Consider the following 19,678-nt stretch of genomic DNA (forward strand, 5'->3'; position numbering starts at 1 on the left):
TTGTGCCACCGTGTCCATCACAGCTTGGCCATCTCCGCGAGCCGTTCCTTGGGTACCAGAACCGTGACCGGGCTCAGGCTGCGCCAACCAAGTTTGGAATACAAGCGCTGGCCGCTGGTGCTGGCCAACAGCAAACCCGTGGTGATGGGGTAGTCAAGTGCTCTAGCCGTCAGCGTCCTCATCATTAACATGCCGAAGCCGCGACGGCGGTGGTCCACGTGGGTCTGCAAGTCATCAAAGATGGCGTATTCACCATAGATGCCCACGCTGCCACTGGCCAGCACCGCATGGTCCCTGATGATGGCCACAGTGAAACGTGCATGGCAGGGGGATGCACTTCGTTTCCCTCCCATTTTTCGCACCGTCAGCGACAATTCAGGGTCGCCTAGGAATGGATCTTGGTTGTCTTGGGTCTCCATAGCGCAAGCCATCAGATGTTCGGAGTTGGAAACCATTCCCATTCCTGACTGATGAGCCAAATCGACGTAGCCATGAATATCTGGTCCGATGACGCACAGCGCTCGTTGGGCGGACTCCGTCACTTCCGCAGCAACGGTGGCGAATGCTGCCGGTGTCGGTGCGGCGGTGAAGTACTCCCAATCGCCGGTGCTGTCCAAGCGCAGGGCTGCACAGAAGTCGGGTCCAGAGCGACTTTGATAGCTCCGCAGCGCACTCCAACCCGTGAACCATGCTGTTGCGTGGGCTGCAAGCTCCGTGGAACCAACCATCATGTCTCCAGCCTATGTCCGGATGGCGGGAGCGAGCACCAAAAAGCTGAAGCATTTGTTTGCACAACGTAGGCTTTAACACGTGGCTTTGAACAAAATTGTGCTCTTTTACGGCTTTACTCCTCTCAGCGATCCGGAAGCGATCAAGCTTTGGCAGCGCGCACTGTGCGAAAAGCTCAACCTCAAGGGGCGCATCCTCATCTCCAAGGACGGTATCAACGCGACCGTCGGCGGCGACATCAAGGACCTCAAACAATATCTAAAATCCACCCGCGAGTACCCGAGCTTCAAGAACATTGACATCAAGTGGTCCGACGGCTCAGGCGAGGACTTCCCGCGCCTGAGCGTCAAAGCCCGTGAGGAAATTGTCAGTTTTGGCGCCCCGGGAGAACTCAAAATTGATGAGAACGGCGTGATGGGCGGCGGCAAGCACCTCAAGCCCGAAGAACTGCACGAGCTCGTCGCCGAAAAGGGTTCCAAGGGTGAAGAAGTGGTGTTCTTTGACGGCCGCAATGCCTTTGAAGCCCAGATTGGCAAGTTCAAGGACGCCATTGTCCCGGACGTTGCCACCACCCATGACTTCATCAAGGAACTGGACTCCGGCAAGTATGACGACCTCAAAGACAAACCAGTTGTCACCTACTGCACCGGCGGCATCCGCTGCGAAGTCCTCAGCTCTCTTATGGTCAACCGTGGTTTCAAGGAGGTTTACCAGATGGACGGCGGCATAGTCCGCTATGGCGAAACGTTCAAGGACAAGGGCCTGTGGGAAGGCTCGCTTTACGTGTTTGACAAGCGTATGCACATGGAATTTAGCGACGAAGCCAAAGAAATCGGCCACTGCATCCGCTGCAACAATCCCAGCAACAAGTTTGAAAACTGCTCGAACCTCAGCTGTCGCAACCTGAACCTCTACTGCGCCAACTGCGCCAGCGCCCCGGAAACGCTGCTCTGCCCTCAAGGCTGCAGCGCCTGACTGCGCTCCCTTTAACCTGCGTGGGAGAATGGGTATCATGACTTTGGACCACGAGCTGGACCGTATCATCTCTGACCGGGACCGGGGCAATATGCGGCCCACGATCGATGCTTTGCTGCTGATCCATGCGTCCCATTTCGATAATGCCAGGGTGCTTTACGAAGTCGGCGGTGCTTACGACACGGCAGGTATGGAAGAAACGGCACTTGGATTCTACGAGAGCGCCCTTGCAGCCGGGTTGGCGGATGATCTGCTTCGCCGGTGCTACGTTCAGTACGGATCGACGCTCAGAAACGTGGGCGAGTACGAGAAATCACGTAAGGTTTTTGCAGCAGCCCGCAAGAAGTTTCCGGAATCCGCTGCGTTGCGAGTTTTCGAAGCCATTACGCTTCATGCCGCTGGGCTGCCTAACGACGCCTTGGCGTCACTGCTTGAGGTGGCCGTGGACTTGGTTCACGGCCCCGACCTTGATCGATACAAACCTGCTATCAGTGGCAATGCAGCCCACATTCGCTCTCTTGACGGAAGCGAAACAGGTTCCTGAGGAAGGTATCACCATGTGGAATGATTTTGGATTGACTTGGGGCGATGCGGCCCGTGTGGTGCTCTCCGCAGTTGCACTCTACGCACTCGTGCTGCTGCTGATCAGGTTCATGGGACAACGTACGATGGCGACCTTGACCAGTTTCGATCTGGCCGCGGCCGTGGCGCTTGGGGCCGTCGTCGGACGCGCAATCCTCGGCTACACCCCCACACTGGTGGCTGGCGCCTTGGGTCTTGTCACACTGCTGGTGCTGCAGGCACTCACCGGGCAGTTGCGCCGCTTCCCCAAGGGCCATGCTGCGGTCAACAACAGCGCATACTTACTCATGGCGGGGAGCGAATTCGTTGCGGCGAATCTGCGAAGAACCCATGTCTCCGAGGCCGAGATCACTGCCCGGCTGCGTCTGGCCGGCATCCGCAGCCGCTCGGAAGTTGCCTGCGTGATCCTCGAGTCAACAGGAGAAATCAGCGTGCTGCGCTCGGACCTTCCGATCGAACCGGAGTTCCTCAAGAACGTGAAAGGAGCGGAGCTGGTGCCAGCATCGTTTCTGGCAGTGACCCGATACTGACCGGCCACTATCACCCCTGCCAGCAGGGAGTCCGGGTTTAAAACCCCGCCGTACCAAGGCTGCACAGAGGCCGATTGAGACTATCCTTGATACCAAGGAGATCGCATGCGAAGAGCCCTAGCAATGAGTGCCAGCGTACTACTGGGCACTAGGCTGCACCGACAGCGATGACGACGGTTAGCGCTCCACACTTGAGCATACGTGTGCGATTGCGTGGCGTTGGCGCCGGCCTCGGCAGGTGGGTCAGCTATGCAGGGTACCTTCAGAAGTGGTTGGTGCTGGGCACCTTTATTGGCATCATCGCAGGCTTGGGTGCCGTTGCATTTTACTCACTGCTCCGCTTGGCAAGCCACGTTTTTTTGGGCTTGATCGGTGGATATTTCGTCCCACAACCTGCGGCCGAAGACGGTTTTTTGGGTACCCCGCACTTCCCTACATGGTGGTTGATCCCCATCATAGTGTGCTTGGGCGGGTTGCTGTCCGGCGCGATCGTGTACATTTTTGCCCCCGAGGCAGAAGGCCACGGGACCAATGCCGCCATCGACGCGGTGCACCGCAACCCGCGCATGATCCGTTCCCGCGCAGTCATCGTGAAGATGATTGCATCCGCCATCACCATCGGGTCGGGCGGATCAGGGGGCCGTGAAGGCCCCACGGCACAGATCTCCGCCGGGTTCGGATCATTGCTGGCCCGCACCCTGAATCTGTCACCGGAAGATGGGCGCATCGCTGTGTCAATGGGAATCGGCTCCGGCATCGGGGCAATCTTCGGTGCGCCGTTGGGCGGTGCGGTACTAGCCGCCGGAATCATATATCGCGAGGATTTCGAGGTCAAGGCCCTCGTTCCAGGCCTGATCTCGTCAAGTGTCGGCTACACGGTGTGGGGACTGTTTCAGGGCTTCACGCCCTTGTTCGGCTACACCGCCTCTAACTACCGCTTTGATCAGCCGATCCAACTGCTGTGGTTCGCGGTGATCGGAGTTGCTGCCGGTCTCGTGGGTCTGGCGTACGCAAAGTCCTATTACTCGATTGCTGGATTGAGCAAGCGGTTGCAAGTGCCCAGAATGTTGCGTCCCGCGATCGGAGGACTGGCCGTCGGACTGTTGGCGCTGGCTGTCCCACAGGTACTGGGCACCGGCTATGGCTGGGTGCAGCAGGCCTTGGATCGTTCAACGCTGATGGCGCTGCCACTATGGATCGTGCTCGTGCTGCCGTTCGCGAAGATCCTCGCGACCTCGCTGTCAATTGGAACAGGCGGATCAGGGGGAATTTTCGGTCCCGGCATAGTGATCGGCGGCTTCGCCGGTTCTGCGCTCTGGCGGCTGGTGGAGCCACTGGGACAGGGCATGGGTGTGCCGCTCTCCCCGGCCCCGTTCGTGATCGTCGGAATGATGGCGTGCTTTGGTGCCATTGCCCGCGCACCTCTGGCCGTCATGTTGATGGTCGCGGAAATGACCGGGACCCTCACGATCCTCGGGCCGGCTATGGTGGCTGTTGGCATCGCCTACCTGATGGTGCGCCGCACGGATGCCACCATCTATCGCAGTCAGTTGCTTGACCGCACCGAGGCGCAATCCGCGCGGCTGCACATTGGCTTGCCGCTTCTGGGTCGCGTCGGGGTAGCCGAGGCCGCCGTCAAGCCCCGCGTGCTTCTGACCACCGACATGACGGTATCCAATGCCATCACTCAGTTGGAGACTGCGTTCGTGCCAGGGGCGCCCGCCGTCGACACCGACGGCCGCTTTCAGGGCACTGTCTATATGGCCGTGTTGCGCAAGCTCACCGCAGATGATGACACGACTATTGAGCGGTGCGTTGATGCTGCAGCCCCGACTGTGTCAGACGGCGCCGACCTGGGCGAGGCTATTGACGCCTTGCCGGAGGGACACGGGTGGCTGACCGTGTTGGACGACGAGCATCGCGTCAGCGGAATCCTCGCCATCGGCGATGTGGTGCGTGCCTACCACGCGACCCTGCGTTCCGATGAGCGGATCGTGGCGCAAGTCAGCGCTGACTCCGGGATCACGTACATCAGGATGGCGCAGTCCTCCCCGTTGGCAGGACATACGCTGGCCGAGCGCGGCTTGCCCGACGGCGTCATCGTGCTGTCTGTGCGGCGTGGAGAAGAGGCTCTACTGGCTGCGGGATCCGTGGAGTTGTGTGCGGGCGACCTTGTCTCGGTGCTGGCCCCTGTTAACATGCTCGCCGCCGTCCGCGCGCTGCTTGCACCAGGCTGACAGGGTTCGCCCAGAATGGTGCAGGGGAAAGGCATCCTGCGCCCTATCGGCGTAGAGTGGGCCGATGCGATCCAAGCACGGACTCTTCAACTGGGCCCGGGTTCGGCGCTAGCCTCGCAAACCTTCCGAGGGTTGGTCCGCTGACGCGAAAAAGTTGGAATTGTTGTGCGAAGGAGATGGAACAATGCCCACCACGCCAAACATCACGCCGATCTTGGTTTATGCCGACATAGAAGCTGCCCTGAGCTTCCTCGGCGAGGCCTTCGGCTTTGAACCGGGCCCCCTCCACCGCAGCGACGACGGCCAGGTGGTCCACGGCGAGGTCTACGCGAACGGAGGACCAATTTGGTTGCATCGGGAAACCCCTGAGCATGACTTGTCCTCACCCCGCTCGCACCAACTTGCCTTCGGTGGGCTTGCCATCCTCGTCGAGGATGTCGACACACACTATGAACGTGCCCGTGCTGCGGGGGCCATGATCGAGCAGATGCCACAGGACCAGCCCTACGGGCGTCGCGAATACGGCGTCCGCGACCGAGAAGGCCATCGCTGGTGGTTCGGGACCGAAGTTGAGTAGGGAACGGGCGAGCCAGTACCCCAACTCAACCTGGACCTGATCAAGGTCACACCGGTGCGGGCTGATCATCGACGCCGAGAACCCCACCGACCTCGATGCCGACGCCTCCATGGCACGGACGTAGCTTCAGGCTAAAAGTCGTGGCCGCCGTCGCCAATTCCAGGGAGATCCGGATGGTAACGGCGCAAATGCACCCTCCGCGTAAAGCGGATGGCCGGCCGGATCAGCATTTCTATGCTGCCCACCACGAACAGCCATGTACCGACATTGGTCAGTGACGGAGAAAAGAAGAAGAAACTCCCCACCAGAAACCAACACCCGATCAACAGATCGTTCACGATGCTGATCGTTTCGTAGCGCTGGCGAATGATGAGTTCTTCATGCCCCAAGTGCAGAATCAACGGGCCGCTGGACGTTCCGCCATCATCTCGATCAGACGCTGTATCCATAGGTCAACCCTACCGTGGACATTGTCCGCCTGCCGTTGGAATTTGCGAGGATGCCGGCGCGTACAGGTTCACGAGTTCCGCGCCCAAGCGGGCGAGATGGGCTTTGACGTTCTCGGGTTCCAGCACCTCGACTGCGCTGCCCCAGCCAGCGAGTTGCTCCGCGATCGACAATGCAATGGACGCGGTGACTCGCATGCGCACACGCCCGTCCTCATCCACGACGTGACTCCACTCCCGTGACAGTTCGAAAGCATCAGGCCGCTGAGCAGGTAGTTGGGTAACAATTAGTGCAATGATGCGGTCAGCCTCACGCCATGGCGCGGGGTCGAGTGCGACGGTGGCGGCGGCGGCGTGGGCCTCGTGCTTGTGGTTACCGACGCGGCAAACCGGCAACTCGTCAAGACACCCGTCAAACCACCGCTGCGAGCAAAGGACCGAAATCATGTTTAGTGGAATGGCTACCGTCAGCTTCTCTGCAAACGACGTATCGGAGGTAGCAAGGTGGTCCACGAAACTGTTGGCCACAGACCCGCTCGGCAATATCCTGGGCATTATGCACAATCCGCACCACCTGGGAATCCATGCGCAGAGGAACCGGTCGTGAACGCCACAGAACCTACTCAAGGAAACCCACAGCGTCCGTACCGCATGGTCGCACAGAAAATGGGTGTGAAGTCGGGAAGTCGTGCATTCCTGCTGGCAGCCCCGCCGTCTGCCATAGAGCTATGCAGTTGCCGCCGCTGGAAATAGCATCGGAAGTCAGCGGCAAGTTCGGCTACCTGCATCTATTCACCACCACGCAAGCCGGGATGAGCGAGACTTTTCCCGCCCTGAAGGCGCACCTGGCGCCATCGGGGATGCTGTGGGTGTCCTGGCCCAAAGCAAAGCAGCTCGGCACCGACCTTACCCTTCCGGCAGTCATAAGGATCGGGTACTCGCACGGTTTGGTCGAAAGCACCTGCCTGAGCGTGGATGCAACCTGGTCCGCGCTGAAGTTCACCCACCCGTTGCCGGGGAAAAACTACAACAATAGCCACGGCACACTTCTGGCAAGCTCGCCCCGGCCGTCATCTAGAGCCACACCGGACTGGTTAAGCTTGGTGCATGACTGATTTCTCCACCGTGCCCGACGCCCCGTGCAGCGACAACCCGGACCTCCTGTCCGCCCTGGCAACAGACCTGCTGGCCCTTGATTACACGGTCGACGGCGTGGCGGGGATTCTCGGCGAGGAAGCCCACCTGGCGCTGGGCCGGGACCAAACGGTGCCGGCCGTGCTGGTGCTGCGCGGGCGCACGGAGCCGCTGGCCGCCGTCGTGCGATTGTGGCTGCTGGCGCACAGTGTTCCCGCCAAGGAGCTGGCCACGGCGCTGCCCAGCCTTGACATTGAAGCGCTGACGACAGCGGGGCTCATTGAAGCGGCGCCCAGCCCCGACAACACCACTGCGGAGATGGTGCGCGCCGCCGTAGACCTGCGCCCTTACGGCTGGCCTGCTGATGGGGCAGGCGGGGAAGACACCAACCTGTGGGTGGCCAGCGATCTCGGCGCCCACCAGCGCCCCGGCGTGCTGCGCCACGACCACGTGCTGGGCATCGGGCAGGCGTCGCTGACGCTGGCCCAAGGGACCATCCGGCGCCCCGTGGACCGAGCCCTAGACATGGGGACGGGCTGCGGCATTCAACTTTTCCACCTGCTGCATCACGCAAAAACCGTCGTTGCCACCGATATTTCCGTGCGCGCCCTGGCGTTCACGCGCTTCAACCTGGTCCTGAACGCCCCGGCACTGGGCCTGGGCGCAGCCGACTTCGACACCAGCAACACCAGCCCGCGCGTCTCGCTGCGCCTGGGCAGTCTACTGGAACCCGTGGCCGGGGAGAGCTTTGACCTGGTCGTCTCCAACCCGCCCTTCGTCATCACGCCCCGGCACCGCGGCGAGCACAGCACCGATCAGTTCACCTACCGCGACGGCGGGCTGGCAGGGGACGCGATCGTCGAGAGTCTGGTGCGCGAACTGCCAAGCGTCCTTGCTCCCGGCGGTATCGGACAAATGCTGGGGAACTGGGAGATCCAGACAGCCAAGCACGACGCCGGCGCGCCCGGTGAGTGGTCGGCCCGCCCCCGGCAGTGGGTTGCCGAAGGGACGCAGGCGTGGTTCATCCAGCGCGAGCAGGTCAGCCCCGGCAGCTACGCCGAAACGTGGCTGCAGGATGCCTCCCAGGGACGGGACTCGGACGCCTACGCTGCCGCCTACGAGGACTACATGCTCGATTTCGACTCCCGCAACGTGGCCGGTGTGGGATTTGGCTACATCCTGCTGCGCCGCCCCGCCGCGGGGGAGACGGCCCAGGAACCCCGCTTCGAGGAAATCCTATACCCCATCGAACAACCCGTGGGGCCCCACCTGGCAGCCACTTTGGACCGTGAAAGCTGGCTCGAAGAGCGGGAATCCATCATGGATGAGCTCCTGGTGGTGGCGCAGGACGTTACCGAGGAACGCCACCAGCGCCCGGGGGCCGAACATCCGGGGGTGATCCTGCTGCGGCAGGGCGCCGGGCTGCGCCGCACAAACCTGCTCAGCACCGAACTGGCCGGGTTCGCCTCCGCCAGCGACGGTGAACTCACGGTGGGGCAGTTGATCGGTGCGCTCGCAGTCCTGTTGGAACGCCCCGACGCCGAGTTTTCCACCAACCTCTACGAAGAGGTGTGCAATCTGGTCAGGGACGGCTTCCTGCTCCCTGCCTGAACCTGAAGACAGCCAGCGGAATCGAATGAGTGGTGGGGGTTGTGTGGTGCGGGTACCGTGGGAGCAACGCTGAGGAGGCCGCATGGTCCTGGGAAGCAACGCCCCGTGGTGGGCCATCTTGCTGTGCCTGCTGGCCGCCGTCGTGCTTCCGACCCTGATTGGGCTCGAACGGCAGGTCAACAACAAATCCGCTGGCATGCGCACTCACGCCCTGGTCGGTTTGGGTGCGGCGCTGTTCATGGTGGTCAGCAAATACGGCTTTTCCGATGTGCTGGATGTGAATCTTGTCGTCCTGGATCCTTCCCGGGTGGCCGCCCAGATTGTGACGGGCATAGGCTTCATCGGTGCCGGCCTGGTGTTTGTGCGCCGGAACAAGGTGCGTGGGCTGACCACGGCTTCCTCGATCTGGCTCACGGCCGCTGTGGGATCGGCCGCCGGGGCGGGACTGGTGCTGCCTGCGGCGTTTGTCACAGGCGCATATTTCCTGGTGGTTGTGGTGTATGCCAGGATCATTGCCCGGCTGCGGATGTCGGGCCGGCGCTACCATGCCCTGCAGGTGACCTACGAAGACGGGACAGGCGCGTTGCGGGAAATCCTGCAGAGGTGCACGAGCCTTGGCTTTCAGATCCAGGGCTTTTCCACCCAGCCCCTGGACCACTCAGGCAATGGCGTGCTGGGCCGGGGCGTGAACGAGGAAAGCAGCCCCAACGGAGCCAATCTTGTTGAAGTCGAGTTGGAAATCGAGGGCCTTGCACCACGTGGCACGCTCCTGCAAGAGCTCTCCGCACTGGCCACCATCAAGGCCATTTCCTTTGACGACGAGAACGAATAAACGCCGTGTTCGGGTCCTGATTTTTCCCCGCGGATTTCTGCGCAATACGCGTTCACGGTTAAAATATGGTGAACTAGGCTCTGGGGGACGCCGTTCGACCCCCATTCATTCCCTGTAGGAGTACCGTGCCCAGCAAGGCAGCAGCCAGCAAGCCCAAGACCGGCAAAAAGCTCGTCATCGTAGAGTCCCCTGCCAAAAGCAAGACCATCGCCAAGTACTTGGGCGAGGGTTTCGTCGTCGAGGCTTCGATCGGCCACATCCGTGACCTTCCGCAGCCTTCCGAGCTCCCAGCGGAGCTGAAGAAGACCTCGATCGGCAAGTTCGCCGTCGACCTTGACCACGATTTCAAGCCGTATTACGTGATCTCCCCGGACAAGAAAAAGAAGGTAGCCGAGCTCAAGGCGCAGCTCAAGGACGCCGACGAGCTTTACCTCGCAACTGATGGGGACCGCGAAGGCGAGGCCATCGCGTGGCATCTGCTCGAGGTACTCAAGCCGAAGGTGCCCGTGCACCGCATGACGTTTGCGGAAATCACGAAGGAATCGCTGCAGCGCGCCATGGGAAACCTGCGCGAACTGGACACCGATCTGGTGGATGCGCAGGAAACCCGCCGCGTCGTTGACCGTTTGTTCGGCTACGAGCTTTCCCCGGTGCTGTGGCGCAAGGTGGCCCCGAAGCTGTCCGCCGGCCGTGTGCAATCCGTAGTGACCCGCATGGTGGTGGAGCGTGAGCGTGAGCGCATGGCGTTCCGATCCGCGAACTACTGGGACCTGGCCGGCACGTTCACCCCGGAAACGGGTGAGAAATTCAACGCCAAGCTGGCCTCCGTCGACGGTCTGCGCGTGGCCTCCGGCCGTGACTTCAGCGACAAGGGCGAACTGACGGGCAAGAACGTCACGCACTTGGATGAGGTGGCCGCGAAGGCACTCGCCACGGCGTTGCAGGACGTCCCGTTTGCTGTCCGCTCAGTGGAGCACAAGCCCTACACCCGCCGTCCGGCCCCGCCGTTTACGACGTCGACCCTGCAGCAGGAGGCCGGGCGCAAGCTGCGCTTCACTTCCAAGTCGACGATGTCAACCGCCCAGCGCCTGTACGAAAACGGTTACATCACGTATATGCGTACGGATTCATCCTCGCTCAGTGACGAGGCCGTCAACGCCGCCCGCCGGCAGGCCTCGGAGCTGTACGGCCCCGAGTTCGTGCCCGCTGCCCGGCGTGTTTACGCCAACAAGAGCTCCAACGCGCAGGAAGCCCACGAGGCCATCCGTCCCGCCGGCGATTCCTTCCGCACCCCGGCCCAGGTGGCCAGTGCCCTGCGCGGGGATGAGTTCAAGCTGTACGAATTGATTTGGAAGCGCACCGTGGCCTCGCAGATGGCGGACGCCAAGGGTTCCACGGCCACCATCAAGTTGGGTGCCAAGGCATCCGGCGGTGCTGCCGACGGAAAGGACGCCGAGTTCTCGGCCTCCGGCACGGTCATCACGTTCCGCGGCTTCCTGGCTGCCTATGAGGAAGGCCGCGACGAGTCCCGCAACGACTCCGACGATTCAGACCGCCGCCTGCCCAACGTGAAGGAAAACGACGCGCTGACGGCCGCCGATGTCCAGGCTAACGGCCACGACACCTCCCCACCGCCGCGCTTCACCGAAGCGTCGCTGACGAAGGAAATGGAAGAGCGCGACATCGGCCGCCCCTCCACCTATGCCTCCACGCTCTCCACCATCATGGACCGCGGCTACGTTCGCAAGCAGGGCTCCGCGCTGGTGCCCAGCTGGATCGCGTTCTCCGTGGTGCGCCTGCTGGAAGTGCACTTCACCGACTACGTGGACTACGAGTTCACCGCAGGCATGGAAACCGGACTGGACCGCATCGCCAACGGTCAGGAGCAGGGTTCTGACTGGCTCAAGCACTTCTACTTTGGTGACGGGGACGACGTCGGGCTCCAGAGCATTGTGAACAACCTGGGCGACATTGACGCCCGAGACATCAACTCGATGCCCATCACCGACACCCTGGTACTGCGCGTGGGCAAGTTTGGTCCGTATCTGGAAAGCACCGTCCCCACGGTCGACCCCAAGACCGGGGAAATCATTGAGGCCGCCCGCGCCAATGTGCCTGAGGATCTGGCCCCCGACGAGCTCACGCCCGCCAAGGCGCAGGAACTCATGGAAACGGCCGCTCCCGAGGAACGGGTGCTGGGCGCCGATCCGGTGTCAGGGAACACCGTAGTGGCCAAGAACGGCCGCTACGGCCCGTACGTCACCGAAGTCATCCCCGAGATGACGGAAGAGGACATCGCCAACCAGCCGGTGGAGTACTACAAGAACGGCAAGCCGAAGCCGCCGAAGAAGCCTGTGAAGGTCAAACCGCGCACAGGATCGCTGTTCAAGACCATGAGCGTTGACACCATTACGCTGGACGAGGCGCTGGCCATCATGAGCCTGCCCCGCGTCCTGGGTGCGGACGCCGAAGGTAATGAGATCACCGTCCAGAACGGCCGCTTTGGGCCGTACCTGAAGAAGGGCTCAGATTCGCGTTCCATCGGGACGGAAGAGGAAATCTTCAGCATCACCCTTGAGCAGGCGCTGGAGATCTACTCCCAACCCAAGCAGCGCGGAGCCCGTGCCGCCGTGGCGCCGCTGGCTGAATTTGGCGAGGACCCTGTCTCGGGGAAGAACATTGTGGTTAAGGAGGGCCGCTTCGGCCCGTACATCACCGACGGCATCACGAACATCACCGTGCCTCGCGGAACCGAGGTTGAGGAACTGACCCGGGAAACCGCCGTCGAACTTCTGGCGGACAAGCGTGAGCGCGGTCCTGTCAAGCGCACTGCGAAGGCACCGGCGAAGAAAGCCGCGCCCAAGAAGAAGGCGCCGACCAAGAAGGAGAAACTTAGTTCCGGCGAGCTGTGAAAGGCCATTTGGTGGCGGGGCAACACATTTGTTGCTTCGCCACCAAGTGGCCTTTCACATGGAAGGGTGCGGATGGAGAATAATGGCGCTATGAGATTAGGCGTACTCGACATCGGGTCCAATACAGTCCACTTGCTTCTTGTTGACGCGCGTCCGGGAGCAAACCCCGTGCCTTTCGCCTCCCACAAACGACCCCTGAGCCTGGTGAAGCACCTCGATGCGGACGGCAACATCAACGATGAGGGGCAGCATGAGCTGATTGAATTCATCCTTGAAGCGTGGGAATTTGCGGCCAAGCACCAGGCTAAGGACCTTTTGGCGTTCTGCACCTCGGCCATCCGGGAATCAACCAATGGTGCCGCTGTTTTGGCCCGTGTCCAGCATGAAACCACCATCCGCCTGACCGAGCTCACCGGTGAGGAAGAATCCGCCATGACGTTCTTCGCTGTGCGCCGCTGGCATGGCTGGGGCGCAGGGACCATCTTGAATCTGGACATTGGCGGTGGCTCCTTTGAAATATCCCAAGGCTCCAACGAACTGCCCGATCTGGCTCATTCGGTGCCTTTGGGTGCCGGCCGGCTGACTCGCGAGTGGCTCGCAGAAGACCCTCCCACAGCCAAGAGCATCAAACGCTTGCGCAAGCACATCAAAGCGACCCTGCAGGAACCTATCGCCCTCACGCAGGCACTCGGTACACCCAACATCGTCACGGGCTCTTCCAAGACGTTCCGGGCGCTGGCACGCATCACCGGGGCGGCGCCGTCGTCCATGGGGCCGTACGTGCGTAGGGAACTGCACCTTAGCGACCTGGGCTTGTGGTCTCAGCGGCTCTCGGCGATGTCCTCCGCCGACCGTTTGCACCTGCCCGGCGTCTCAGCGGCACGTGCTCCGCAGGTTTTGGCCGGCGCTCTGGTGGCTCAGACCGCCCTTGAACTGTTCAATGTGACAACCATGCAGATCAGCCCTTGGGCGCTGCGGGAAGGCCTGATTCTGCGGCGCCTCGACCAACTCGTTTTCGATGGTCCGCTGGATCCGCCTGCGCACGTTGGTAAGCTGAGAAATTCGGACACGAAGTAGGCATAGATGACGCACGTACCCAGCAATGACCCGGTCGAGCAGCCCGTGGAGGCGGCCACAGGACCCAAGCCGCACATCCCTGTGGCACTTTCCACGGCCTCGGTGTATCCACTGTCGGTTCATGACGGCTTCGCCATTGCCGCCGACCTGGGCTACGACGGCGTTGAGGTGCTGGTGACGCACAACGGCGACAGTCAGGACGCGGCTGCATTGAATCGGCTGGCCGAACGCTATGAGCAGCCCATTGTGGCCATTCACGCACCCACTCTTCTACTGACACAGCAGGTGTGGGGAAGTGCCTGGAACAAGATCCAGCGTTCGGCTCAGATGGCCGTGGATGTCGGGGCCGACGTGGTGGTGGTGCACCCGCCGTTTCGCTGGCAGAACGACTACGCCGAGACGTTTGCCCACGGTGTGCGAGACATTGCCGATGCGTTCGGGATTCGTATCGCCGTTGAAAACATGTACCCGTGGCGTGTGCGCGGACGTGAAGCGCTGGCCTACCTGCCGCACTGGGACCCGGTACCGCAGGACTACAAAGATGTCACTTGGGACTTTTCGCACGCGGCAACGGCGGACGCCTCGAGCCTTGACGCGGTGAAGGCACTCGGGAAGCGGCTGCGGCACATCCACTTGACCGATGGCACCTCCTCCACCAAGGACCAGCACCTGATCCCGGGCCACGGTACGCAGGAGTGCGTGGAAGTGCTCACGCACATTGCCGCCAACGGGTTCGACGGCGCCGTGGTGGCAGAAGTTTCCACCCGCAAGGCCAAGGGGGCCGGGCAGCGCGAGGAGTGGTTGGCTGAAACACTGGAATTTGCCCGCGTGCACTTGGGCCAGACACTTTCCTAGACACTTCTCTGGCGCCACAAGGCCCGGCTGCGGGGAAGCTTCGGGGAAAAGGGCCGTTAACGTGAAATCGCCGAAGCGTCTGCGCCAGTGGATGGGGGGAAACACTGGTGAGTTCTTCGGCGATTTGACTGGCCTTCAGGACAAGGCCAGTCCGATCATCACTCGCACCCTTATGAGGTAGTTAAAAGATTACGTCCCGTGGTTGAGAATAGCCGGGGCGCGAGCTGTGCGTTTGCCGTTAACCGGTTTTCAGGTGTTTTGAGTCCGTCCAAAGCGTTTCCAGTTTGCGTGCACTGTCACTGCCAAGAATGATGGGGACATGATGAAAAAGATTGTATTTCTTGGTTGTGGGTCCATGGGAGAGGCGATTCTGGGCGGCATGCTGGCCGCCGGGGTGTCGCCAACGTCAGTGACGGTGACGGTTTGCCGCCCCGAGCGAGCCAATGAACTGGTGGAGCGTCACGGCGTCACGGCACTGGCCTCCAATGAGGAATCCGGCGCCAATGCGGAAGCCGTTCAAGGCGCCAGCGTGGTCATTCTGGGGGTGAAGCCCGTGGGCATTATTGACCTGTGCCGCGAAATTTCTGCCGCTCTTGATCCCAGCGCAGTGGTCATCAGCGTCGCCGCCGCCGTTTCCTTGGAGCAGCTTGAGGGTGCATTGCGCCCCGGCCAGCCCGTGGTGCGGTCAATGCCGAACACGCCGTTGAAGGTTGGCCGTGGGGTGGTTGCCTTGTCCGGTGGATCGAATGTCGAGGAGCATCACTTGGCGGATGCCCATGCGATTTTCGATGGCTCCGGCGTAGTTCTTGACGTTCCGGAAGAGCAGCAGAATGCCGTTTCCGCAATCAGCGGCTCAGGGCCTGCATACGCGTTCTACCTGGCAGAAGCGATGGCTGCAGCAGGGGAGTCGCTCGGCCTGGCCCCTGAAATTGCTCAGGTGCTGGCCCGTGAAACCGTGGCTGGTGCCGGCATGATGCTGGCTGAACCCGGCGCCAACGCCACCGAGCTGCGCCGCGCGGTTACGAGTCCCAAGGGCACCACGGAACAGGCCATTGCGACGTTTGACCGCCAGGGACTGCCGGCAATTGTAAAGGCCGGAGCCGAGTCCGCCGCCGCCCGCGCCGCCGAAATCACCGCAGAACTCTCCGGAGCGTAGGCGCCAAACGCCTGCAGGGGCTGTTGTGGTGATCGGATGCCGCTATAGCAGCGTCCGATCACCACAACAGCCCCCGCATCCGCGAAGAAACCAAAACTAGGCCACTTCGAGCGCCAGCAGCAGTGATTTCGCCTCCATGCCGCCCAAGTAGGCACCCTGTCCGCCGTCCGACCGGACAACCCGGTGGCACGGCACCACCAGCGGCAGCGGGTTGCGGGCACACGCTGTTCCCACTGCCCGCACAGCCCGGGGACTTGAGGTCAGCGCCGCCACGGCCGCATAGCTGGCAGTACGGCCGTACCCGATCTCCTGCAGGTGGGAGAGGACCTCGCGTCTGAAACCGTGCGCCAGCCGAAAGTCCAGGGCAAGGTCAAAGTGGCGCCGCCGCCGGTCAAAATACTCCTCGAGCTCCTTAGCCGCCGCATCCAGACGGGCCGGATCAGCAAGGACGCGTGGGCTGATGGTGGCCGCCAACGATTCAAGCACGGCATCGTGCCCTTCGCTGGCAAACGCAACCCGCACCAGGCCCGCCTCGGTCGCGGCCAGCAACAGCCGCCCCACGGGAGAGTCGATCACCCGATACGCCACATCCACCAGCCCCTCGGATGAAGCTCGTTTCCTGAAGGCCGCACCGAGCCTGTTCAACGCCTCAGCATCTGCGGCCACCACGGGCGCAAGTTCCGCGGGTAATTCATGCTCATCCATCGTGTTCCATCCCTTCGCTCGGCACCAACAAGGTGCGCAACGCCTTCATGCCGTCTGCTGCGGCCCGTCGTGCGGCAGCCTCGGAATTTCCGAGCAATGCAGACACATCTGCATAATTCAGCCCCGCTAGATGGTGATAAACCACGGCCCCGCGTTGCGTGGGTGGCAGTTTCGCCAACGCTGCCCATACCAAACCGGCCGTCTCTCCAGCTTCCACAGCACGTACGACGCCGTCCCCTCCGCCCTGCACGTCGTCGCTCCCGCACGAACCAGGCACGGGACGGAACGGGGCAGCCCCAGCTCCGAACTCCATCGAAGAATCCGACAAGAGCGGTAGCCGTCCAGCCTTGCGGTGGTGGTCCACCGCTTTGTTGCGGGCGATGGTGACAAGCCAGGCCTGGAAATTGCGGACGTTTCCACTTGAGGGGTAGGCGCGCAGGGCAGCCATAAATGTTTCCTGCCATACGTCATCGGCATCGAGCACGCCCACCATGGCCCGGCACAACCGCAGCACAGCGGGCCCGTGCTGCGTCACCAGCACCTCAAAAGGCGGCACCGCAGCGCCGGGAGCTGCCTGCTTGTGGCCCGGCCCGGAAGGCTCCAGACTCAAAACAGCGTCTCCGTGTGGGAACGGGCGGGGTTCTCCAGCTCGAGCAGGAACTGTTTGCGTTCAAGCCCGCCTGCATAACCCACCAGTGAGCCGTCGGAGCCGAGCACCCGGTGGCAGGGGACAACAATGCTGATCGGGTTGCGGCCGTTCGCCGATCCAACGGCCTGCGCCATGGAACGGTCACCCAGCGCGGCCGCCAGTTCGCCGTAGCTGCGGACTTCGCCGTAGGGAATGATGCGCAGCGCAGCCCAGACACACTGCTGAAACGGGCTGCCTCGTGGGGCCAGCGGAACGGAAAATTCCTGCCGGTCGCCGGCAAAGTACTCACCAAGTTCTGCCGCAGTCTGTGCCAAGACGGGTGAAACCGACGCCTCCACCGCCTCGCCGAACGTGTCCCAAGCTGGGCGGCGCTTGTGCTCGGCCATGTATACAGCTTGTAGGCCTGAGCCGTTCTCCACCGCCGTCAGCAAGCCCAATGGCGAGTCAAAGACCATGTGCCTAACCATGGAAACACCTCCTGCCCGGTAGACGCTGACCATCCGGAAAACGTGAGTTTACGGGCGAGCGGCGAAGCGTTCAAGCAGGTCGACGTACCCGGAGACAATGAGCATGTCGCGCCCGGATACGCGCGTGCTTGGCTGCGCATAGGTGAAATCCTCACCTGGGGACTTCACCCCGACAATGGTCACGCCATACTTGGAACGGACCTTGGACTCCTCCAGCGTGAACCCCTGCGTTTCCTTCGGCGGGTACATTTTCACAATGGCAAAATCGTCGTCGAACTCGATGAAGTCAAGCATGCGCCCGCCCACCAGGTGCGCAGCACGGACGCCTGCGTCTGCCTCGGGGTAGATGACGTGGTTGGCGCCAATGCGCGTCAGGATCTTGCCGTGTGACTGCGTGATGGCCTTGACCCACAGGTGTGCAATGCCCAAATCCACCAGGTTCACGGTGATCAGCACGCTGGATTCAATGGACGTTCCCACACCCACGACGGCGGAGCTGAAGTCCTGTGCCCCAAGCTGGCGCAGTGCGTCGATGTTCGTGGCGTCGGCCTCCACGACGTGGGTCAGCACGCCGGCCCACTTTTGCACCAGGGCGGGGTCGCGCTCGATCGCCAGCACTTCCCGGCCCTGCTTGACCAGCTGGTGGGCTGTGGCGGCACCAAAACGGCCCAGTCCAACGACCAAAACTGGAGCGTTGTGCGGCGGACGGTTGCTGGAGTTGATCTTCTCAGCCAATGATGGGCCTCTCTTCCGGGTAGTGGTACAGCTGGCGGCGTTGGCGCAGCGCCAGCGCCGAGGCAAGCGTAATGGAGCCAACCCGGCCAAAGAACATCATGGCGCTCAGGACATACTTGCCCGACGGCGGGAGCTCACCGCTGAGCCCCGTGCTCAGGCCCACCGTGGCGAAGGCTGAAATAGTCTCGAAAATCACCCGATCCAGGGCTTCCCCTGAGATGGCCAGCAGCAGACCACAGGCGATCATGACGAACGTGGCACCCATCATAATGACGGAAATGGCCACGCGCATGGTTCCCTGGGGGATGGTGCGGCCATGGATTTTCACATCATTGTCACCCCTGGCTTCGGCCACAATGGCCAGAAACATCACGGCAAGGGTGGTCACCTTGATGCCGCCGGCGGTTGAGGCCGAGCCGCCGCCCACAAACATGAGGGCGTCAGTGAGCAGCATGGTGGAGGAATGCATGGCATTCATATCCACGAGGTTAAAGCCCAAGGAACGGGTCATGACGGAGGCAAACAATGAGTGCGTGAGCTTGTCCCCGACACTCATGCCGCCGATGGTTGCCGGGTTGGTCCATTCCATGGCACCCCACAGCACCGTGCCGGCCACCAGGAGCATCAGCGATACCTGGACGGTGAGCTTGGCGTGCAGCGTCCACTTCTTGAAGCGGAAGCCCGTGGCCAAGAGCACCATCAGCACCGGAAACCCCAGACTGCCGATGAAGCCGCCAATCATGAGCGGGGTCAGGATCCACAGATCTGCTTCGTAAGGGACCACGCCGTCGGAGTGAGGGGTGAAGCCAGCGTTGTTAAACGCGGAGATGGAGTAGAAAGTTGCGTGCCAGATGGCTTGGGGGAGCGGCTCGCCCAGAATGAGGAATCGGGGCGCCAGCGCCAAGGCCAGCACAATTTCAATGGCCACCGAGGTGCTGATGACGATGCGCAGCAAGGTGCCCACCTCGCCCATGCGGCCGGCATTCATGGCTTCCTGGGCGATGAGTTTGCCGCGCACACCGAGCCGTTTGCTGACCATGAGGGCCATCAGCGAGGCGAGGGTCAGAATGCCCAAGCCACCCACAAAGATGCCAATCAAAATAACCAGCTGGCCAAAAAATGACCAATGCAAGGCGGTGGAGACGGTGGTCAGCCCTGTCACACAGACTGCCGAGGCTGCCGTAAAAAGTGCGTCATGGAAGGCGGTGGCTTGGCCATCCCGGGCTGCTGCCGGAAGGCACAAGGTCAACGTGAAGGCCAGAATGACCAGCGCGAAGACGATCAGCGCCAACCGTGCAGGGGAGCTGTTTGCCACCCTGTCGACAAAGTCGCGGATGCTCACGACGACTCTTAACGGCCAGCGGGGCAGCCACCGAGGAACTATTGAACTAGCTGTCAACGCCGTACTGCCCTTCCTGCAATGAACCTTCGCAAAGCCGCGGATACGGCATTTGCGGCCAGACTTGGGT

General features: G+C 61.9%; 20 protein-coding genes. 12 read left to right on the top strand and 8 right to left on the bottom strand.

What is annotated here, in order from left to right; translation table 11 throughout:
• Positions 1–17 precede the first annotated feature (17 nt).
• Positions 18–731: a GNAT family N-acetyltransferase gene (locus JMA46_RS11170; RefSeq protein WP_207345411.1), complete on the bottom strand. Its 714-nt coding sequence runs from the start codon at positions 729–731 to the stop codon at positions 18–20.
• Positions 732–810: 79 nt separating this feature from the next.
• Between JMA46_RS11170 and JMA46_RS11175 the strand changes: the two genes are divergently transcribed.
• The 5 genes from JMA46_RS11175 (at position 811) to JMA46_RS11195 (ending at position 5,630) form a co-directional block, all read left to right on the top strand.
• Positions 811–1,704 (top strand): rhodanese-related sulfurtransferase, encoded by an 894-nt coding sequence (locus JMA46_RS11175; protein ID WP_207345412.1) that lies wholly within the window; start codon positions 811–813, stop codon positions 1,702–1,704.
• A gap of 37 nt (positions 1,705–1,741) precedes the next feature.
• Entirely contained in the window at positions 1,742–2,248 is a 507-nt protein-coding gene (locus JMA46_RS11180) for a tetratricopeptide repeat protein (protein WP_207345413.1), read from the top strand.
• A 13-nt stretch (positions 2,249–2,261) separates the two neighbouring features.
• On the top strand, positions 2,262–2,816 hold the full coding sequence (locus tag JMA46_RS11185) for a YetF domain-containing protein (RefSeq protein ID WP_207345414.1): 555 nt from the start codon (positions 2,262–2,264) through the stop codon (positions 2,814–2,816).
• 191 nt (positions 2,817–3,007) lie between these two features.
• Positions 3,008–5,053: a chloride channel protein gene (locus tag JMA46_RS11190; protein ID WP_207345415.1), complete on the top strand. Its 2,046-nt coding sequence runs from the start codon at positions 3,008–3,010 to the stop codon at positions 5,051–5,053.
• A gap of 184 nt (positions 5,054–5,237) precedes the next feature.
• Positions 5,238–5,630, top strand: coding sequence for a VOC family protein (locus tag JMA46_RS11195; RefSeq protein WP_207345416.1), 393 nt, complete (start codon positions 5,238–5,240; stop codon positions 5,628–5,630).
• Between the two features lie 131 nt (positions 5,631–5,761).
• Here the strand turns inward: JMA46_RS11195 and JMA46_RS11200 are convergent, their stop codons facing one another.
• Together JMA46_RS11200 and JMA46_RS11205 are read right to left on the bottom strand one after the other, a co-directional pair.
• A complete protein-coding gene (locus JMA46_RS11200; RefSeq protein ID WP_207345417.1) occupies positions 5,762–6,079 on the bottom strand; it encodes a YrhK family protein in 318 nt (105 codons plus the stop codon).
• A 9-nt stretch (positions 6,080–6,088) separates the two neighbouring features.
• The gene (locus JMA46_RS11205) at positions 6,089–6,589 is read right to left on the bottom strand and encodes a WYL domain-containing protein (RefSeq protein WP_207345418.1); all 501 of its coding nucleotides are present in this window, start codon (positions 6,587–6,589) and stop codon (positions 6,089–6,091) included.
• Between the two features lie 215 nt (positions 6,590–6,804).
• Between JMA46_RS11205 and JMA46_RS11210 the strand changes: the two genes are divergently transcribed.
• The 7 genes from JMA46_RS11210 to proC all read left to right on the top strand — a co-directional run bounded on the left by JMA46_RS11210 (position 6,805) and on the right by proC (position 15,653).
• On the top strand, positions 6,805–7,191 hold the full coding sequence (locus JMA46_RS11210; protein ID WP_207345419.1) for a hypothetical protein: 387 nt from the start codon (positions 6,805–6,807) through the stop codon (positions 7,189–7,191).
• Positions 7,184–8,821, top strand: coding sequence for a methyltransferase (locus JMA46_RS11215; RefSeq protein WP_207345420.1), 1,638 nt, complete (start codon positions 7,184–7,186; stop codon positions 8,819–8,821). Before JMA46_RS11210 ends, JMA46_RS11215 begins: the two co-directional genes overlap by 8 nt.
• Before the next feature lie 82 nt (positions 8,822–8,903).
• Positions 8,904–9,653, top strand: coding sequence for an MgtC/SapB family protein (locus JMA46_RS11220; protein ID WP_207345421.1), 750 nt, complete (start codon positions 8,904–8,906; stop codon positions 9,651–9,653).
• A 125-nt stretch (positions 9,654–9,778) separates the two neighbouring features.
• Positions 9,779–12,565, top strand: coding sequence for a type I DNA topoisomerase (gene topA, locus JMA46_RS11225; protein WP_207345422.1), 2,787 nt, complete (start codon positions 9,779–9,781; stop codon positions 12,563–12,565).
• Positions 12,566–12,655: 90 nt separating this feature from the next.
• Positions 12,656–13,642 (top strand): Ppx/GppA family phosphatase, encoded by a 987-nt coding sequence (locus tag JMA46_RS11230; protein WP_207345423.1) that lies wholly within the window; start codon positions 12,656–12,658, stop codon positions 13,640–13,642.
• Positions 13,643–13,648: 6 nt separating this feature from the next.
• Complete coding sequence (locus JMA46_RS11235) at positions 13,649–14,497, top strand: sugar phosphate isomerase/epimerase (protein WP_207345424.1); 849 nt, start codon at positions 13,649–13,651, stop codon at positions 14,495–14,497.
• A 319-nt stretch (positions 14,498–14,816) separates the two neighbouring features.
• A complete protein-coding gene (gene proC / locus JMA46_RS11240; RefSeq protein ID WP_207345425.1) occupies positions 14,817–15,653 on the top strand; it encodes a pyrroline-5-carboxylate reductase in 837 nt (278 codons plus the stop codon).
• A 96-nt stretch (positions 15,654–15,749) separates the two neighbouring features.
• Here proC and JMA46_RS11245 read toward each other — a convergent pair whose 3' ends face one another.
• From JMA46_RS11245 to JMA46_RS11265, 5 genes are read right to left on the bottom strand one after another with little or no spacing between them, the layout of a single operon-like run.
• The gene (locus tag JMA46_RS11245) at positions 15,750–16,358 is read right to left on the bottom strand and encodes a methylated-DNA--[protein]-cysteine S-methyltransferase (RefSeq protein ID WP_207345426.1); all 609 of its coding nucleotides are present in this window, start codon (positions 16,356–16,358) and stop codon (positions 15,750–15,752) included.
• Positions 16,351–16,968, bottom strand: coding sequence for an RNA polymerase sigma factor (locus JMA46_RS11250; RefSeq protein ID WP_247647245.1), 618 nt, complete (start codon positions 16,966–16,968; stop codon positions 16,351–16,353). The genes JMA46_RS11245 and JMA46_RS11250 overlap by 8 nt, the downstream gene beginning before the upstream one ends.
• Positions 16,965–17,474, bottom strand: a complete 510-nt coding sequence (locus tag JMA46_RS11255; RefSeq protein WP_207345427.1) for a methylated-DNA--[protein]-cysteine S-methyltransferase — start codon at positions 17,472–17,474, stop codon at positions 16,965–16,967. Before JMA46_RS11255 ends, JMA46_RS11250 begins: the two co-directional genes overlap by 4 nt.
• Positions 17,475–17,522: 48 nt before the next feature.
• Entirely contained in the window at positions 17,523–18,209 is a 687-nt protein-coding gene (locus JMA46_RS11260) for a TrkA family potassium uptake protein (protein WP_207345428.1), read from the bottom strand.
• The gene (locus JMA46_RS11265; protein WP_348770131.1) at positions 18,202–19,593 is read right to left on the bottom strand and encodes a potassium transporter TrkG; all 1,392 of its coding nucleotides are present in this window, start codon (positions 19,591–19,593) and stop codon (positions 18,202–18,204) included. Before JMA46_RS11265 ends, JMA46_RS11260 begins: the two co-directional genes overlap by 8 nt.
• Positions 19,594–19,678 lie beyond the last annotated feature (85 nt).

It is taken from the genome of Arthrobacter sp. E3 (assembly GCF_017353415.1).
GTDB lineage: Bacteria > Actinomycetota > Actinomycetes > Actinomycetales > Micrococcaceae > Specibacter.

Bases quoted from the DNA above. Each gene is read 5' to 3' on its own strand.
- JMA46_RS11170 (WP_207345411.1), bottom strand. From the start codon at position 731: ATGATGGTTGGTTCCACGGAGCTTGCAGCCCACGCAACAGCATGGTTC.
- JMA46_RS11180 (WP_207345413.1), top strand. From the start codon at position 1,742: ATGACTTTGGACCACGAGCTGGACCGTATCATCTCTGACCGGGACCGG.
- JMA46_RS11185 (WP_207345414.1), top strand. From the start codon at position 2,262: ATGTGGAATGATTTTGGATTGACTTGGGGCGATGCGGCCCGTGTGGTG.
- JMA46_RS11195 (WP_207345416.1), top strand. From the start codon at position 5,238: ATGCCCACCACGCCAAACATCACGCCGATCTTGGTTTATGCCGACATA.
- JMA46_RS11200 (WP_207345417.1), bottom strand. From the start codon at position 6,079: ATGGATACAGCGTCTGATCGAGATGATGGCGGAACGTCCAGCGGCCCG.
- JMA46_RS11210 (WP_207345419.1), top strand. From the start codon at position 6,805: ATGCAGTTGCCGCCGCTGGAAATAGCATCGGAAGTCAGCGGCAAGTTC.
- JMA46_RS11215 (WP_207345420.1), top strand. From the start codon at position 7,184: ATGACTGATTTCTCCACCGTGCCCGACGCCCCGTGCAGCGACAACCCG.
- JMA46_RS11220 (WP_207345421.1), top strand. From the start codon at position 8,904: ATGGTCCTGGGAAGCAACGCCCCGTGGTGGGCCATCTTGCTGTGCCTG.
- JMA46_RS11230 (WP_207345423.1), top strand. From the start codon at position 12,656: ATGAGATTAGGCGTACTCGACATCGGGTCCAATACAGTCCACTTGCTT.
- JMA46_RS11235 (WP_207345424.1), top strand. From the start codon at position 13,649: ATGACGCACGTACCCAGCAATGACCCGGTCGAGCAGCCCGTGGAGGCG.
- proC (WP_207345425.1), top strand. From the start codon at position 14,817: ATGATGAAAAAGATTGTATTTCTTGGTTGTGGGTCCATGGGAGAGGCG.
- JMA46_RS11245 (WP_207345426.1), bottom strand. From the start codon at position 16,358: ATGGATGAGCATGAATTACCCGCGGAACTTGCGCCCGTGGTGGCCGCA.
- JMA46_RS11255 (WP_207345427.1), bottom strand. From the start codon at position 17,474: ATGGTTAGGCACATGGTCTTTGACTCGCCATTGGGCTTGCTGACGGCG.